Origin of the sequence: Arenivirga flava, from assembly GCF_030161575.1 — a bacterium.
GTDB classification, from domain to species: domain Bacteria; phylum Actinomycetota; class Actinomycetes; order Actinomycetales; family Microbacteriaceae; genus Arenivirga; species Arenivirga flava.
The window spans coordinates 1872909-1889578 of the sequence record NZ_BSUL01000001.1 but is presented as its reverse complement, the minus strand read 5'-3'; the positions used below and the strand labels follow the sequence as shown (position 1 = coordinate 1889578).

9 protein-coding genes and 3 rRNA genes are annotated in these 16670 nt (G+C 67.0%); 9 read left to right on the top strand and 3 right to left on the bottom strand.

Annotated elements, in window-relative coordinates; all coding sequences use genetic code 11:
• Nucleotides 1–86 precede the first annotated feature (86 nt).
• The 3 genes from moaA (at nt 87) to QQK26_RS09060 (ending at nt 2371) form a co-directional block, all read left to right on the top strand.
• Nucleotides 87–1169, top strand: a complete 1083-nt coding sequence (gene moaA / locus QQK26_RS09070) for a GTP 3',8-cyclase MoaA (protein ID WP_431307998.1) — start codon at nt 87–89, stop codon at nt 1167–1169.
• Nucleotides 1166–1417, top strand: coding sequence for a MoaD/ThiS family protein (locus tag QQK26_RS09065; RefSeq protein WP_348520004.1), 252 nt, complete (start codon nt 1166–1168; stop codon nt 1415–1417). Before moaA ends, QQK26_RS09065 begins: the two co-directional genes overlap by 4 nt.
• A 198-nt stretch (nt 1418–1615) precedes the next feature.
• On the top strand, nt 1616–2371 hold the full coding sequence (locus tag QQK26_RS09060) for an SDR family NAD(P)-dependent oxidoreductase (RefSeq protein ID WP_284231913.1): 756 nt from the start codon (nt 1616–1618) through the stop codon (nt 2369–2371).
• 203 nt (nt 2372–2574) lie between these two features.
• On the opposite strand, the gene QQK26_RS09055 is transcribed toward QQK26_RS09060, so the two are convergent.
• Both QQK26_RS09055 and QQK26_RS09050 read right to left on the bottom strand, forming a co-directional pair.
• The gene (locus QQK26_RS09055) at nt 2575–3408 is read right to left on the bottom strand and encodes a HesA/MoeB/ThiF family protein (RefSeq protein ID WP_284231912.1); all 834 of its coding nucleotides are present in this window, start codon (nt 3406–3408) and stop codon (nt 2575–2577) included.
• A gap of 10 nt (nt 3409–3418) precedes the next feature.
• The gene (locus QQK26_RS09050) at nt 3419–4153 is read right to left on the bottom strand and encodes a putative protein N(5)-glutamine methyltransferase (protein WP_284231911.1); all 735 of its coding nucleotides are present in this window, start codon (nt 4151–4153) and stop codon (nt 3419–3421) included.
• A 205-nt stretch (nt 4154–4358) separates the two neighbouring features.
• Between QQK26_RS09050 and mqo the strand changes: the two genes are divergently transcribed.
• The 6 genes from mqo to rrf all read left to right on the top strand — a co-directional run bounded on the left by mqo (nt 4359) and on the right by rrf (nt 14284).
• Complete coding sequence (gene mqo / locus QQK26_RS09045) at nt 4359–5858, top strand: malate dehydrogenase (quinone) (protein WP_431307997.1); 1500 nt, start codon at nt 4359–4361, stop codon at nt 5856–5858.
• Nucleotides 5859–5870: 12 nt separating this feature from the next.
• A complete protein-coding gene (locus tag QQK26_RS09040; RefSeq protein ID WP_284231909.1) occupies nt 5871–6494 on the top strand; it encodes a copper resistance CopC family protein in 624 nt (207 codons plus the stop codon).
• Nucleotides 6495–6626: 132 nt separating this feature from the next.
• A complete protein-coding gene (locus QQK26_RS09035; RefSeq protein WP_284231908.1) occupies nt 6627–8312 on the top strand; it encodes an ABC-F family ATP-binding cassette domain-containing protein in 1686 nt (561 codons plus the stop codon).
• A gap of 583 nt (nt 8313–8895) precedes the next feature.
• Nucleotides 8896–10419: ribosomal RNA gene (locus tag QQK26_RS09030) — 16S ribosomal RNA — on the top strand.
• Nucleotides 10420–10923: 504 nt separating this feature from the next.
• A 23S ribosomal RNA gene (locus tag QQK26_RS09025) occupies nt 10924–14036 on the top strand.
• A gap of 132 nt (nt 14037–14168) precedes the next feature.
• A 5S ribosomal RNA gene (gene rrf / locus QQK26_RS09020) occupies nt 14169–14284 on the top strand.
• Together the 16S, 23S and 5S rRNA genes form the textbook arrangement of a ribosomal RNA operon.
• A gap of 1179 nt (nt 14285–15463) precedes the next feature.
• Here the strand turns inward: rrf and QQK26_RS09015 are convergent.
• Nucleotides 15464–16501: a hypothetical protein gene (locus QQK26_RS09015; protein WP_284231907.1), complete on the bottom strand. Its 1038-nt coding sequence runs from the start codon at nt 16499–16501 to the stop codon at nt 15464–15466.
• Between the last annotated feature and the right edge of the window lie 169 nt (nt 16502–16670).

The following is a 16670-nucleotide window of genomic DNA, read 5'->3' as shown; positions in this document are numbered from 1 at the left end:
TAGCCGCGGATGCGTTTCGAGAGCACCTGCGAGTCCGCAATTGCGGAGCGGGAAGCGGTCGGTCGCCGCGAGCGTAGCCTTATCCGATGACCACCGCCCTCGGCATGCCCGGCCTGCGCCGCACCGGCGCGGCCGCCGAGCGCCCGGTGGACGCGGGCAGCGGCCTGGCCGACCGCTTCGGTCGCACCGCCACCGACCTGCGGGTCTCGCTCACCGACCGCTGCAACCTGCGCTGCAACTACTGCATGCCGGCGGAGGGCCTGCCCTTCCTCGACCGCAAGGCGACGATGAGCCGCGACGAGATCGTGCGGCTCGTGCGCATCGCCGTCACCGGGCTCGGGGTGCGCCAGGTACGCTTCACCGGCGGCGAGCCGCTGCTGCGCAAGGACCTCGCCGAGATCATCGCCGACTGCGCCGCGCTCGAGCCCCGCCCCGAGATCTCGCTCACGACCAACGCCATCGGCCTCGAGCTGCGGGTCGCCGCGCTCGCCGCGGCCGGTCTCGACCGCATCAACGTCTCGCTCGACTCCGTGCACGCCGAGACCTTCGCCGAGATCACCCGACGCCCGTTCCTCGACAAGGTGCTGCGCGGCATCCAGGCCTCCGCCGATGCCGGCCTCGCGGTCAAGATCAACGCCGTGCTGCTGCCGGGCGTCAACGACCACCAGGCGCCCGACCTGCTCGAGTGGTGCCTCGAGCGCGGGCACCAGCTGCGCTTCATCGAGCAGATGCCGCTCGACGCCGACCACGTCTGGGATCGCGAGCGGATGCTCACCGCCGCGCAGATCCGCGAGCGGCTCGGCGAGCGCTTCGAGCTGCGCCCGCACGACGCCCCGCGCGACGGGGCCCCGGCCGAGCTGTTCGAGGCCTGGCAGGGCGAGCGGATGCGCGGCCTCGTCGGCGTGATCGCCTCCGTCACCGAGCCCTTCTGCGGCGACTGCCGCCGCACCCGCCTCACGGCGGAGGGCGGCGTGCGCTCCTGCCTCTTCTCCCACGAGGAGACCGACCTGCTCGGGCTGCTGCGTGGCGACGGCACCGATGCGCAGATCGCGGACCGCTGGCGCGACGCCATGTGGGCGAAGCCGGCCGCGCACGGCATGGAGCGCCCCGGCCTCGGCGATGCGGGTTTCGTGCAGCCCGACCGCCCGATGAGCGCGATCGGCGGATGAGGGTGCTGATCCACGCGCGCTTCTTCGCGGCGGCCCGCGACGCGGCCGGCGCCGAGTCGCTCGAGCTGCGGCCGGCAGATCCGACGATCGCGGGGCTGCTCGCGGCCGTGGGCTCGACGCATCCCGAGGGCGGGCGCATCCTGGGGCGCTGCTCCTTCCTGGTGAACGGCCGCTCGACGACCGACCGCGCCCATCCGCTCGCCGACGGCGACCGCGTCGACGTCCTCCCGCCCTTCGCCGGGGGCTGAGCCGGGCGCCCGAGCCGGGCGGCTGAGCCAGGCTCGGGATGCGTGCGGCTGAGCCGTGCATCCGCTGTCCGACGGGCGTAGACTGAGCGGTGGTCAAACCGACAATTGATGGTTTGCCCCTCGGTCGCCACCCGACGACCCCGCGCCGTGGGAGCGCAATCCCGCAGCGATCCGCTCTCCCACGAAAGAAGCACCCTCATGGCCACCTACGACGTCGCCGACCGCTCCGCCATGGTCACCGGAGCCGGCAACGGCATCGGCCGGGCCACCGCCCACGTCCTCGCCGCCTCCGGCGCCTCCGTGCTCGTCGCCGACTTCGTCGAGGAGGCCGCGAACAACGTGGTCGCCGAGATCCGCGCCGCCGGCGGCACCGCCGAGGCCTACGTCGGCGACGTCACCGACCAGGCGGCGATCGACGGCATGATCGCCGCCGCCGACGCGATGGCGCCGCTGAGGATCGCCGTCAACAACGCCGGCATCGGCGGCCAGGCCCTGCCCGTCGGCGAGTACTCGGACGAGTCCTGGCTCAAGGTCATCGACGTCAACCTCAACGCGGTGTTCCGCGGCGTGCGCGCCCAGATCAACGCGATGGTCGCCAACGGCGGCGGCTCGATCATCAACATGGCCTCGGTGCTCGGCTCGGTCGGCATCGCCAACTCCTCGGCCTACGTCACGACCAAGCACGCGCTGCTCGGACTCACCAAGAACGCGGCGCTCGAGTACAGCGCGCAGGGCGTGCGCGTCACGGCCGTCGGCCCCGGCTTCATCAAGACCCCGTTGCTCGAGAACAACCTCGACCAGGCCGCGCAGGACTTCCTCGCCTCGAAGCACGCGATGCAGCGCATGGGCCAGCCGGAGGAGGTCGCCCACCTGGTCGCGTTCCTCGCGAGCGACGCCGCCAGCTTCATCACGGGCAGCTACCACCTCGTCGACGGCGGCTACGCCGCCCAGTGAGCACACCCGCAGGACCGGAAGAGCGGCGGGCCCGCCCCGGTTAGATTCGGAGGAGATCCGCCCACCCGGCCTCGTAACGCGAGCCCTCGGGCGCGATGTCGACAAGGAGCGGAGGCGTTCTCCTCCGAATCGCACATGCAGCGGATGCAATCCCCTCCGGTCCTGCGGGCGCACGCAATGCGCGGCAGCGCGCGGCGGAGCACCTACCGCCGAGACGCCCGCAGCTCCCGCCGCTGCGGCTCCGGCTCCAACACCGACACCCGCACCCGCGCCGGGTCGCGCTCCAGCGGCACCTCGTACGATCGCGCCGTCCACGCGTCCGTCACGGCGATCCGCCCGACGAGCGGCTCGCCCAGGCCGGTCACGAGCTTCACGACCTCGGCAGCCATCTGGCCGCCGGCGATCGTGCACACCGCACCGAGCACGCCGGCTTCGGCGCAGGAGCCGGCCAGCTCCTCCGCCTCGCTGAGCGGTGCGGTCGGATGCAGGTCGCGCAAGCCTGGCCCGTGCGCCTCCCAGAACACGCTGACCTGCGCGTGCTGCTGCGCCACCGCGCCCCACACGACCGGCAGCCCGGCGATGGCGGCCGCGTCGGCGATCAGGAACCGGCTCGCGTAGCGATCGGTGCCGTCCACGACCAGGTCGTAGCCGCCGAGCACCTCCAACGCGTTCGATGCATCGAGCCGCAGCGGATGCGCCACCGCCGCCACGAGCGGATTCGCCCGCTCGATCGCCGCCGTCGCCGACGCGGCCTTGCCCCGCCCGATGTCCTCGTGCCGGTGGATGGACTGCCGCTGCAGGTTGCTGGCCTCGACCACGTCGCCGTCGATCACGCCGATCGTGCCGACGCCGGCGGCGGCGAGCGCCAGCAGCACGGGTGAGCCGAGCCCTCCCGCCCCGACGACCAGCACGCGGGCGGCGCCGAGGCGGCGCTGGGCGGTCAGCCCGAAGCCGGGCATGGCGATGCTGCGCGAGTAGCGCTCGATCTCGGCGTTACCGAGCGGCGGTCCGGGGGCGATGAGCGGAGGCAGGTCCACGCCACCCAGGCTAGGCGCGTCCGATCGCCACGGTGGTCTCGAAGAGGTGCCTGCTGCCCGCGGCCAGGCCCGCGGACGCCATCAGTGCGAGCGTGGCGGGCTCCTGCTCCGCCGAGGTCTCGACGAGCAGCGCTCCGCCCGGCACCAGCCACGCCGGCGCCTCGGCGATCACCCGACGCTGCAGGTCGAGTCCGTCGTCGCCGCCGTCCAGGGCTGCGCGGCGCTCGTGGTCGCGGAACTCCGCGGGCAGCAGCGCGACCGCCGCCGAGGGCACGTACGGCGCGTTGGCGATGATCACGTCGAAGCGCAGCGGATGCGGCAGCGCGTCGAAGAGGTCGCCCTCGTGGACCTCGCCCGGCGCGTTCCGACGCGCGCAGCGCACGGCGGCCGGGTCGAGGTCGGCGGCGACGTGCCGCAGCCCGGGCACGAGCGCGGCGAGGGCCGCGCCGAGCGCACCGGTGCCGCAGCACAGGTCGAGCACCGCGCCGCCAGGCGGCACGAGCGCGGCCGCCTCCCGTACGAGCGCCTCGCTGCGGTGCCGCGGCACGAACACGCCCGGTTCGAGGTGCAGTCGCAGCCCCATGAACGCAGCCCAGCCGAGCACCTGCTCGAGCGGCTCGCCGCCGACGCGGCGGCGAATGCGCTCCTCCAGCTGCTCGGGGTCGTCGGTCGAGGCGAGCAGCAGCGCCGCCTCGTCCTCCGCGAGCACGCAGCCCGCCGCGCGCAGCCGCTGCACGAGGTCCATGCGCCGACCTTAACGAAGGGAAGCCCCCTCGGTGGACGGTGCCCGTCGGCCGAGGGGGCCCATCGTGGTCGCCACCCGAAAGCGATCACGATGTCGTACCCCGCAGCCAGTATCCCGATGCCGGCTGCGCGATGTCGAGGGTCGCTCACAGGCTCCCAGGCTCCGTTCATGTAACCCGTCGAGGGGGCGTCGCCCCGCCGGGCGGATGCACGCGGCAGCGGTCGTAGACTGTGCCACCGTGACCCCCTCCAACGACACCGCCGACGTCGTCCTCATCGGTGGCGGCATCATGAGCGCCACCCTCGCGAGCATCCTGACGCGGTTGGAGCCGGAGTGGGACATCCGACTGCTGGAGCTGCAGGGCGAGCTCGCGACGGAGAGCTCGAACCCCTGGAACAACGCCGGCACCGGCCACGCCGCGCTCTGCGAGCTGAACTACACGCCGCAGGCCGCCGACGGCTCGATCGACATCGCCAAGGCCGTGGGCGTGAACGAGCAGTTCCAGGTCTCCCGGCAGTTCTGGGCGCATCTCGTCGACGAGGGCGCGCTGCCCGACCCGGCGGCCTTCATCAACCCGACCCCGCACCTCAGCTTCGTCTGGGGCGAGGGGAACGTCGCGTACCTCCGCGCCCGTTACGAGGCGCTCGTCGACCATCCGCTCTTCGCGGGCATGGAGTACACGGAGGACGCGCGGGTCATCCGCGAGTGGACCCCGCTGCTGCTGCCGGGCCGCCGCAAGGACCAGCCGATCGCGGCCACGCGCATCCGCTCGGGCAGCGACGTCGACTTCGGCGCGCTCACCCGCCTGCTCTTCGACGACGCGGAGGCGCGGGGCGTCGAGATCCTGCTCAACCGCAGGGTCACGGGCCTGCGCCGCAAGGACGGGGTCTGGCACCTGTCCACCCGGCAGACCGTCGGCCGCACCCCGGGCGACCTGAAGGCGCGGTTCGTCTTCGTCGGCGCCGGCGGCGGAGCGCTCAAGCTGCTGCAGAAGTCAGGCATCGACGAGGCCAAGGGCTTCGGCGGTTTCCCGATCTCGGGCGAGTTCCTGCGCGCCGACGACCCGGAGCTGGTGGCGAAGCACCAGGCGAAGGTCTACGGCAAGGCCTCGGTCGGTGCGCCGCCGATGTCGGTGCCGCATCTCGACACCCGCGTCGTCGATGGCCGGGCCAGCCTGCTGTTCGGCCCGTACGCCGGCTTCAGTCCGCGCTTCCTGAAGCGCGGCGCCTTGACCGACCTGCCGGGCTCGATCACGATCCACAACCTCGTCCCCATGATCAAGTCGGGCCTGGGCAACCTCGACCTCGTCGGCTACCTCGTCGGCCAGCTGCTGGCGTCGAAGCGCACCAAGTTCGCGGCGCTCGAGGAGTTCGTGCCGAACGCCGACCCGTCGCAGTGGCGCCCGATCACGGCGGGCCAGCGCGTGCAGGTGATCACGAAGGAGGGCGTCATCCAGTTCGGCACCCAGGTGATCACCGGCGCGGACGGCTCCATCGCCGGGCTGCTCGGCGCCAGCCCCGGCGCCTCGACGGCCGTGCCGATCATGCTCGGCCTGCTGAAGGACTGCTTCCCCGACCGGATGGACGGATGGGAGGCCGAGATCCGGCGGATGGTCCCGTCCTACGGCACCCGCCTCTCCGATGATCCGAAGGCCGCGGAGGCCTCCCTCGCACGCACCGCTCAGGCACTGGGCCTGCAGGTCTGATTCGATAGCCGCATGACCGCCACCCGCGCATCCCGCCGTCTCGCCGCTCCGTTCGCGATCCTGGCGGGCGGCGTCCTGGCGCTGGCGGGCGTCGCGAGCCCCGCGTCCGCGCACGACTCGCTGGTCGGCTCGACGCCCGAGGCCGGCGCCTCGGTCGAGCAGGCGCCCGAGTCGATCACCCTCGAGTACTCGGCGAACCTCATCGACGCCGGCACCCTCGTCGAGGTCACCGCGGCGGACGGCACGGTCGTCTCCACCGGCAGCCCTTCGGTGGTCGGCACCGAGGTCACCCAGCAGCTCGCGCCCGACCTGGCGGCGGGCGACTACACGGTCACCTGGCGGGTGACGTCGTCGGACGGTCACCCCATCGACAGCGAGACGACCGGTCCGGAGATCCCCTTCACGGTGACGGTCGGCGCCGAGAGCACCGGGGCGTCGGAGACCCCCGAGCCGACCATGACCACGCAGACGGCCCCCGACGAGGAGGACGGTGCCGAGGACGACGGGCCGATCGAGGGCAGCGCCGGCACGGAGCAGACCCCGTGGGTCGCGATCGTCGGCGCGTTCGTCGGCATCGGCGTCCTGGCGCTCGCGATCCTGCTGATCACCCGCCGGCTCCGCAAGACCAAGCCCTGACCGGCGCGACGGGTGACGCGGCGCCGCCCGCGTGCTACCGTCGGACCACTATGAAGTTCTGAGCCCCTCCACCTCCCGCGTCCGCGGCGTCACGCCCGGCGGGAACCGAAACCGGTTACGGAAGGGGCCTTCATGGCCACCCAGTTCACGCACTCGTTCATGTCCACGCCCGAGGCCCGGGCCGGCGACGTCCTCCGACTGGAGGGCGTGAGCCGCACCTTCGACGGCGTCCGCCGTGTCATCGACGGCTTCAGCCTGCTCGTGCCACCGGGCGCCCGCATCGGCCTGCTCGGCGAGAACGGCGCGGGCAAGTCGACGCTGCTGCGCATCGCCGCCGGTGCGGATGCGCCGGATGCGGGCACGGTCGCCGTGCCGCGCCGCCGCGGCCTGCGCAGCGCCGGCCTGCTCGCTCAGGAGGTGCGCGCCCCGCGGCACTGGTCGCTGCGCGACCTGCTGGAGGACGCCCTCGGCGAGTACCGTGCCCTCGAGCGCGACCTCGAGGCGGCCGCGCTCGACCTCGCCGAAGGCGGTGACGCCGCCGCGGACCGCTACGCCGCGCTGCTGCAGGAGGCGGAGACCGGCGGGCTCTGGAGCATCGACGCCCGTCGCGACGCCGTGCTCTCCGGGCTCGGCCTCGAGGGCATCCCGCTCGAGCGGCGCATCGACGAGGTCAGCGGCGGCCAGCGGTCGCGCTTCGCGCTGGCCGCGCTGCTGCTCGGCCGCCCCGTCGCGCTCATGCTCGACGAGCCGACCAATCACCTCGACGACGAGGCGGTCGCGTTCCTGCGCGGCGAGCTCCGCGCGTGGAACGGACCCGTGCTCTTCGCGAGCCACGACCGCGCCTTCCTCGACGAGGTCGCGACGGGTCTGGTTGACATCGATCCGCACCGCGACGGCGCCCAGCGCTACGGCGGACGAGCGGATGCGGGCATGTACACCGCCTACCTGGAGCACAAGGCCGCGGAGTACCGACGCTGGGTCGACCGGTACAACGCCGAGCAGCAGGAGCTCGCCCGTCTGCGCGAGGAGTCCGGCGCCGCCGAGGTGAACATCCACCGCGAGCGGGTCATGAAGGACCGCAACAAGATGGCGTTCGGCATGCGCGGCGATCGCGCGCAGCAGAGCAACGCCGCCCGCCGGCTGGCGCTGGAGCGGCGGATCGCCGAGCTCGAGGCGCTCTCGCTGAGCCGACCGGTCGAGCCGCTGCGGTTCGCCGGCATCCCCACCGGCAGCACCCCGCTCGAGGGCGGTCCGCTGCTCGAGGCCCGCGACGTGCGCGTCGACGGACGCCTGCGGCTGGCCGCGCTGGACCTTGAAGCGGATGCGCGCCTGCTCATCACCGGTGCGAACGGCGCCGGCAAGTCCACCCTGCTGTCGCTGCTCGCGGGCGACTTCGCTCCGGACGCCGGCACGGTGCAGCGCCGCAAGGGGCTGCGCATCGCGCTGCTCGAGCAGGACGTCCGCTGGCCGGACCCGTCCCGCTCACCGCGCGACCTCTACGGTCGCGCGGTCGGCGAGGCCCGCGCTGCGGCGTTGCCCCTGGCGGAGCTCGGCCTCATCCACGCCCGCGACGAGGACCGTCCCGTCGGCGCCCTCTCGGTCGGACAGCAGCGCCGCGTCGCCCTGGCGCTGATCATCGCCAGGCCCCCGCACCTGTTCCTGCTCGACGAGCCGACGAACCACCTCTCGCTCTCGCTCGCGACCGAGCTGGAGGACGCGCTCGGCACGTACCCGGGCGCCGTCGTCGTCGCCAGCCACGACCGCTGGCTGCGTCGCCGCTGGAGCGGCCGCACGCTGCACCTCGAACCGCACGGGTGAACGGAGCGCGACACGCCGATGAAGCCCTTGTGTTCATTGGGATCGGCGGTCCTCTGGACGGGCCGATTTGCGGAGGTGCGGGGCCGTGCGTAAAGTAATTACCTGTCGCCGCAAAGGCCACGGGGAAGCGGATCGCTTCACCGGCCTCATCTAGCGCAAACCACTCCCAGCCGAGAGGCAATCCACAAGAGCACTTCCGTGCTCGGATGCGGGTGGAACGGATACCCCTCCAGTTCGAGACCGGGAACGGTCTGAATAGCGGTGCCCATTCGACTGCAGAGCAGCGAACGGAACGCCGGCCGGTCGATTTGACACGGTGAGGCGGAGGATGTAACTTAGAGAAGTTGCCCCGGAGCGACAGCCGAAAGGCCTGAAGCCGGGTGCGTCCGATCCTTGAGAACTCAACAGCGTGCACATGTCAAATGCCAAATTATCCTCGTGCCGGTCTATTTCTGGACTGGTGGAGAGATTCCTTTGGATTGATTGATTGTCAGTAGACGATCTTTTGGTCAGATCAACTCGCTTGTGACTTCGGTTGCAGGTTTTTGAATTGCCTTGGTTTTCGGATCAGGGTGTTTGAACCTTTACGGAGAGTTTGATCCTGGCTCAGGATGAACGCTGGCGGCGTGCTTAACACATGCAAGTCGAACGATGAAGCTGGAGCTTGCTCTGGTGGATTAGTGGCGAACGGGTGAGTAACACGTGAGTAACCTGCCCTTGACTCTGGGATAAGCGCTGGAAACGGCGTCTAATACCGGATACGAGCTTCCACCGCATGGTGAGTTGCTGGAAAGAATTTCGGTCAAGGATGGACTCGCGGCCTATCAGCTTGTTGGTGAGGTAACGGCTCACCAAGGCGACGACGGGTAGCCGGCCTGAGAGGGTGACCGGCCACACTGGGACTGAGACACGGCCCAGACTCCTACGGGAGGCAGCAGTGGGGAATATTGCACAATGGGCGCAAGCCTGATGCAGCAACGCCGCGTGAGGGACGAAGGCCTTCGGGTCGTAAACCTCTTTTAGCAGGGAAGAAGCGAAAGTGACGGTACCTGCAGAAAAAGCACCGGCTAACTACGTGCCAGCAGCCGCGGTAATACGTAGGGTGCGAGCGTTATCCGGAATTATTGGGCGTAAAGAGCTCGTAGGCGGTTTGTCACGTCTGCTGTGAAAACTGGAGGCTCAACCTTCAGCCTGCAGTGGGTACGGGCAGACTAGAGTGCGGTAGGGGAGATTGGAATTCCTGGTGTAGCGGTGGAATGCGCAGATATCAGGAGGAACACCGATGGCGAAGGCAGATCTCTGGGCCGTTACTGACGCTGAGGAGCGAAAGCGTGGGGAGCGAACAGGATTAGATACCCTGGTAGTCCACGCCGTAAACGGTGGGCGCTAGATGTGGGGACCATTCCACGGTTTCCGTGTCGCAGCTAACGCATTAAGCGCCCCGCCTGGGGAGTACGGCCGCAAGGCTAAAACTCAAAGGAATTGACGGGGGCCCGCACAAGCGGCGGAGCATGCGGATTAATTCGATGCAACGCGAAGAACCTTACCAAGGCTTGACATACACGAGAACGGGCCAGAAATGGTCAACTCTTTGGACACTCGTGAACAGGTGGTGCATGGTTGTCGTCAGCTCGTGTCGTGAGATGTTGGGTTAAGTCCCGCAACGAGCGCAACCCTCGTCCTATGTTGCCAGCACGTTATGGTGGGAACTCATGGGAGACTGCCGGGGTCAACTCGGAGGAAGGTGGGGATGACGTCAAATCATCATGCCCCTTATGTCTTGGGCTTCACGCATGCTACAATGGCCGGTACAAAGGGCTGCAATACCGTAAGGTGGAGCGAATCCCAAAAAGCCGGTCTCAGTTCGGATTGAGGTCTGCAACTCGACCTCATGAAGTTGGAGTCGCTAGTAATCGCAGATCAGCAACGCTGCGGTGAATACGTTCCCGGGCCTTGTACACACCGCCCGTCAAGTCATGAAAGTCGGTAACACCCGAAGCCGGTGGCCCAACCTTTTTGGAGGGAGCCGTCGAAGGTGGGATCGGTAATTAGGACTAAGTCGTAACAAGGTAGCCGTACCGGAAGGTGCGGCTGGATCACCTCCTTTCTAAGGAGCTTCTGCCAGGTCGCCTCAGGGTGGGCCTGGCCAGAGCCACGCTCGGGCCGAATGCGCTCGGGGTGGTTGCTCATGGGTGGAACGTTTGACATGGCCGGTCGCGAGATCAGTGCTGCTCAGTACATCCCTTCGGGGGTCGGAACGGTGTCGCTGGGGGAGTGGTCGGCATGCACGCTGTTGGGTCCTGAGGGACCGGACACCGGTTGATGTCGGAGGAGCCTTACGGGGTTGCTTCGGGTCGATGGTGACTGTTCCTTCGGACCCTTTGCTGGTTCGCCGTTTTGACGGTGTGCTGGTGGGGGTACCGACCGTATGTTGAGAACTACACAGTGGACGCGAGCATCTTAGATTCTTGTCGTTTGAATCACCTTGTCGAGGCTTTTGGGTCTTGCGGGTGGGAGTCGCGGCAATGAATTCTTAGATCTAATTTTTTAGATCATTGGTCTACCGTGTCGGCTTCGGCTGATGCGGTACGACGATTCTGAATACTCATGTAGTCAAGTTTCTAAGAGCAAACGGTGGATGCCTTGGCATCTGGAGCCGATGAAGGACGTAGTAATCTGCGATAAGCCTCGGGGAGCTGATAAACGAGCTGTGATCCGAGGATTTCCGAATGGGGAAACCCCGCCAGGCGTTGCTACGACCTGGTGACTCCCGCCTGAATATATAGGGCGGGTAGAGGGAACGTGGGGAAGTGAAACATCTCAGTACCCACAGGAAGAGAAAACAACCGTGATTCCGTAAGTAGTGGCGAGCGAACGCGGAAGAGGCCAAACCGATCATGTGTGATAGCCGGCAGGCGTTGCATGGTCGGGGTTGTGGGACTCCAACGTACTTCTGCCGAAGTGCACGTTGACATGCGCGATATAGACGAACGACATTGAAAGGTCGACCACAGGGGGTGCCAGTCCCGTAGTCGAAATGTTGCGCAGCGGCGTGGAGGATCCCAAGTAGCACGGGGCCCGAGAAATCCCGTGTGAATCTGTCAGGACCACCTGATAAGCCTAAATACTCCCAGATGACCGATAGCGGACAAGTACCGTGAGGGAAAGGTGAAAAGTACCCCGGGAGGGGAGTGAAATAGTACCTGAAACCGTTTGCTTACAAACCGTTGGAGCCTCCTTGTAGGGGTGACAGCGTGCCTTTTGAAGAATGAGCCTGCGAGTTAGCGATATGTGGCGAGGTTAACCCGTGTGGGGTAGCCGTAGCGAAAGCGAGTCTGAATAGGGCGATTCAGTCGCATGTCCTAGACCCGAAGCGAAGTGATCTATCCATGGCCAGGTTGAAGCGACGGTAAGACGTCGTGGAGGACCGAACCCACTTAGGTTGAAAACTGAGGGGATGAGCTGTGGATAGGGGTGAAAGGCCAATCAAACTTCGTGATAGCTGGTTCTCTCCGAAATGCATTTAGGTGCAGCGTTGCGTGTTTCTTGCCGGAGGTAGAGCTACTGGATGGCCGATGGGCCTCACCAGGTTACTGACGTCAGCCAAACTCCGAATGCCGGTAAGTGAGAGCGCAGCAGTGAGACAGTGGGGGATAAGCTTCATTGTCGAGAGGGAAACAACCCAGACTACCGACTAAGGTCCCTAAGCGTGTGCTAAGTGGGAAAGGATGTGGAGTTGCTGAGACAACCAGGAGGTTGGCTTAGAAGCAGCCACCCTTGAAAGAGTGCGTAATAGCTCACTGGTCAAGTGATTCCGCGCCGACAATGTAACGGGGCTCAAGCACACCACCGAAGTCGTAGGATTCGTATGTTAGGTAGGCCTTCGTGGTCCAGCCGTACGGATCGGTAGGAGAGCGTCGTGTGGCCAGCGAAGCGGCGGGGTAACCCAGCCGTGGAGGCCACACGAGTGAGAATGCAGGCATGAGTAGCGAAAGACGGGTGAGAAACCCGTCCTCCGAAAGACCAAGGGTTCCAGGGCCAGGTTAATCCGCCCTGGGTAAGTCGGGACCTAAGGCGAGGCCGACAGGCGTAGTCGATGGACAACGGGTTGATATTCCCGTACCGGCGAAGAACCGCCCAAGCTAATCCAGTGGTGCTAAGAGTCCTAGCTCCAGTTGTCGGAAGCCCTTCGGGGTGGATGCGCTGGTGTGAACGCTCGACCCCATGCTGGTGCGGCTAGCGTATTAACAGGTGTGACGCAGGAAGGTAGTCGGTCCAGTGCGATGGTTGTCACTGGCCAAGGCCGTAGGGCGAGAGATAGGCAAATCCGTCTCTCATATGCCTGAGAACTGAAGGGTAGTCCGCAAGGGCAAGATCCGATGATCCTATGCTGCCGAGAAAAGCATCGACGCGAGGTTCCAGCCGCCCGTACCCCAAACCGACTCAGGTGGTCAGGTAGAGAATACCAAGGAGATCGAGAGAATCGTGGTTAAGGAACTCGGCAAAATGCCCCCGTAACTTCGGGAGAAGGGGGCCTGAGGCGTGAAGGGATTTACTCCTGGAGCGTTTGATGGCCGCAGAGACCAGTGGGAAGCGACTGTTTACTAAAAACACAGGTCCGTGCGAAGACGCAAGTCGATGTATACGGACTGACGCCTGCCCGGTGCTGGAAGGTTAAGAGGAAGGGTTAGCGCAAGCGAAGCTCTGAATTTAAGCCCCAGTAAACGGCGGTGGTAACTATAACCATCCTAAGGTAGCGAAATTCCTTGTCGGGTAAGTTCCGACCTGCACGAATGGCGTAACGACTTCCCAGCTGTCTCAACCGCGAACTCGGCGAAATTGCACTACGAGTAAAGATGCTCGTTACGCGCAGCAGGACGGAAAGACCCCGTGACCTTTACTACAGCTTGGTATTGGTGTTCGGTGTGGCTTGTGTAGGATAGGTGGGAGACTTTGAAGCGGTGACGCCAGTTACCGTGGAGTCATTGTTGAAATACCACTCTGGTCACTCTGGATATCTAACTTCGAACCGTGATCCGGTTCAGGGACAGTGCCTGGTGGGTAGTTTAACTGGGGCGGTTGCCTCCCAAAAAGTAACGGAGGCGCCCAAAGGTTCCCTCAACCTGGTTGGCAATCAGGTGGCGAGTGTAAGTGCACAAGGGAGCTTGACTGTGAGACTGACAGGTCGAGCAGGGACGAAAGTCGGGACTAGTGATCCGGCAGTGGCTTGTGGAAGCGCTGTCGCTCAACGGATAAAAGGTACCTCGGGGATAACAGGCTGATCTTGCCCAAGAGTCCATATCGACGGCATGGTTTGGCACCTCGATGTCGGCTCGTCGCATCCTGGGGCTGGAGTAGGTCCCAAGGGTTGGGCTGTTCGCCCATTAAAGCGGTACGCGAGCTGGGTTTAGAACGTCGTGAGACAGTTCGGTCCCTATCCGCTGCGTGCGTTGGAATATTGAGAAGATCTATCCCTAGTACGAGAGGACCGGGATGGACGAACCTCTGGTGTGTCAGTTGTTCTGCCAAGGGCACCGCTGATTAGCTACGTTCGGAACGGATAACCGCTGAAAGCATCTAAGCGGGAAGCCGGCTTCAAGATGAGTGTTCCATGGTCCTCGAGACCGAGAGGCCCCCAGCCAGACGACTGGGTTGATAGGCCAGATGTGGAAGCACAGTAATGTGTGGAGCTGACTGGTACTAATACGCCGATGACTTGACAACATATACATCAGTATTCTGCTGAGTGTTCGCGTCCACTTTGTGGTTCTCGATAGACGGTCGAGAACTGCGTTCCAGCCACCACAGGCTCGATCTGTGGGAGGTTGGCCGTATAGACTGAAATATCAATAGTGTTTCGGCGGCCATAGCGCGAGGGAAACGCCCGGTTACATTCCGAACCCGGAAGCTAAGACTCGCAGCGCCGATGGTACTGCAGGGGGACCCTGTGGGAGAGTAGGACACCGCCGGACTTCTCTTTGAAGAGGCCACCCAGTGATGGGTGGCCTCTTCGCATTTAACTGCGTGCGCCGCGATCGGTCGATCGACGCATGAGGCAGAGGCCGCCCGAGAGGGCGGCCTTCCGTCGTTGCGGCATCATCAAGTGCTGGCGGTGGTCTTCGGCCGTGTACCGACCGTTCGGTGCTCGGCGCCGCGGACGTGGACGTGCGTTCCGACATGGTCGTCACGGAAGCACGGAAGCACGGAAGCACGGAAGCACGGAAGCACGGAAGCACGGAGGCACGGAAGCGCAGAAGCACGGAAGCACGGCAGTCGCGGCAGTCGCTCCGCAGCGCTCCGGTGACGCGTCCTCCCGGTGATCCGCCCTCACGACGCCCGCCACCTTCGCGCGGACGACGCTCTCCGTCGCGCGGCGGGCGGAGTGGGCACCCGCTCGCCCCACGTGCCGAGCCGAGGCGCGTCGCGGTGCAAGCGCTCGAGCGACGAGCAGTCGGGCACACCGGCACAGGCGACGTGCAGCGGCGCGTCCGGGCGCATCCGGGCGCGGCAGGCGCATCCGGGCGTGGCGGAGCGTGGCCGGGCACGTGGCCGGGCACGTGGCGGGGCGTGGGCGGGCGCGTGCGGGGAGCGTTGTGGGAGCGTCAGCGACATTGGGGCATGCACTCGCAAGCCCCAATGTCGCCAACACGCCCGAACGCGGAGAGCAGCTCGCCGCCTCGGTGGTCGCTCGCCGCTGGCTGTGCGCATAGAGAGGTGCAGTCGAGCGCAGCGTGGTTCCCGTGCGCGAAGGGTGGTTCCCGCGGGCACGGATGTGGTTGCGGCGCGCACGTGGTGGTTCCCGCGCGCACGGATGTGCTTCCGGCGCACTCGGGGTGGTTACGGCGCGCTCCAGATGGTTCCGGCGCACGGCTTGCCTGCCTTCCGGCGGATGGCCCGCCTCACGCTGCGGAACTACCGGTCTCCTCCTAGGGAGCCTCCGCTTCCTCCTCACACGGCCGTCTTGGCTTCCGCCGCGCTCCGGCGAACGAGAGAACGCTCTTCTCCCGAGGGTCCGGACACGTGGGAGGCAGGGCCGATGGCGCCACGGCGCACGAGTGCAGGGGTTCTCGCCTCGAGGAGCACGGCGCCTGTCCCGCGGCGCATGAGAAGGGGCCCGGAGGCGATGCCTCCGGGCCCCTCGTCATGCAGGGTCAGTCCTGGTTGCGTCCGAACGCGGACTTGGGCGGGTCGGTGGCCTCGACGACGACGCCGGTGTCGGTCGCGTCCGCCGGGCTGGTGACGGAGGACGCCGAAGGTCGGGGAGTCGCCACGGGCTGGTACGGAGCCGTCGCGTTCGCGTCGGCGGGCGCGGCCTGCGGGGCCGTACCGGGCAAGCTGGTGGGCACCGGGGCGGGCTCATCGTATGCGGGCGTCGATGGAGCGGGCGCGGCGGTCGCAGGCGCTGCGGCGGAGGCCGATACCCCGTCCTCGCGCGGCGAGGCTGCCGCGCCCGTCGCGGCGGAGGCCGACGCCCCGTCCTCGCGCGGCGAAGCCGCGGCGCCCGTCGCCGGGGAGGCCGTCGCCGTCGAAGCGGTCGCGACCGGCGCGGCCTGAGTCGGCGCCTGCCCGGAAGCGCGCTCCTGGTCGCGCGCGGCGAGTCGGTTCGCGAGGTCGCTGGCGGTGGGGGCCGGGCGGGTCTGCTGCTCCTGCTGCCACTTGCGCTGCTGGTCCGCGGCCTTGTCGTTCTCCTCGCTGCGCTCGAAACGCCAGCGCTCGAGGTCCTGCAGGAAGAGCTTGCGGGCCTTGCGGGGGCGGAAGTGCCACTCGACGAGGCGGTCGCGGAACTCGGCGAAACCGGCCTCGGACGAGCGGCCGAAGTCGATCGAATTGCGTTTGAGCTCCTCGAGCTCGTGCAGCGCCCAGTCGGCGGCCGCCTCGGCGCCGACGCGGGGCAGCATGCGCAGCCGCACCTCGGCCTCGGCCGCTGCGATGGCCGCGTACTGCTGCTCGGCGGTGGTCAGGGTGTCCCACACCGCGTACTGCCGACCCGCGCCGATGACGGCGGCGAGGACCCCGCGGGTGAGCTCCTGCTCGGCGAGGCCGAGGGAGTGCCGGATCGCTGCGCGTCCGATGACCGCGGCGATGATGCCGGCCAGCACGATGGCCAGGAACGGCAGCGCGGTCTGCGCGAGCGTGCGCAGCCCCTCGCCCGTCGAGGCCCAGTCCAAGAAGTCGCTCCACCACTGCATGTCCGCAGGGTAGCCCCGGGGCGGCCCCGGCGAGGGGAGGCGGACGGGGTGGCGTCAGCATCCGCTCACCGCCCGCATGCCGCTTCCAGGTCGCACGCGGTCCGCGGACAGCGGATGCGGGAGAGGATGGGAACGGGAACAGAGGCCGAGGTCTCGACGTTGGCTCCCT

What these genes read in the sequence shown, in the direction of transcription:
- QQK26_RS09040 (WP_284231909.1), top strand. Translation starts at nt 5,871, where the DNA reads ATGACCGCCACCCGCGCATCCCGCCGTCTCGCCGCTCCGTTCGCGATC.
- QQK26_RS09065 (WP_348520004.1), top strand. Translation starts at nt 1,166, where the DNA reads ATGAGGGTGCTGATCCACGCGCGCTTCTTCGCGGCGGCCCGCGACGCG.
- moaA (WP_431307998.1), top strand. Translation starts at nt 87, where the DNA reads ATGACCACCGCCCTCGGCATGCCCGGCCTGCGCCGCACCGGCGCGGCC.
- QQK26_RS09060 (WP_284231913.1), top strand. Translation starts at nt 1,616, where the DNA reads ATGGCCACCTACGACGTCGCCGACCGCTCCGCCATGGTCACCGGAGCC.
- mqo (WP_431307997.1), top strand. Translation starts at nt 4,359, where the DNA reads ATGCACGCGGCAGCGGTCGTAGACTGTGCCACCGTGACCCCCTCCAAC.
- QQK26_RS09050 (WP_284231911.1), bottom strand. Translation starts at nt 4,153, where the DNA reads ATGGACCTCGTGCAGCGGCTGCGCGCGGCGGGCTGCGTGCTCGCGGAG.
- QQK26_RS09015 (WP_284231907.1), bottom strand. Translation starts at nt 16,501, where the DNA reads ATGCAGTGGTGGAGCGACTTCTTGGACTGGGCCTCGACGGGCGAGGGG.
- QQK26_RS09035 (WP_284231908.1), top strand. Translation starts at nt 6,627, where the DNA reads ATGGCCACCCAGTTCACGCACTCGTTCATGTCCACGCCCGAGGCCCGG.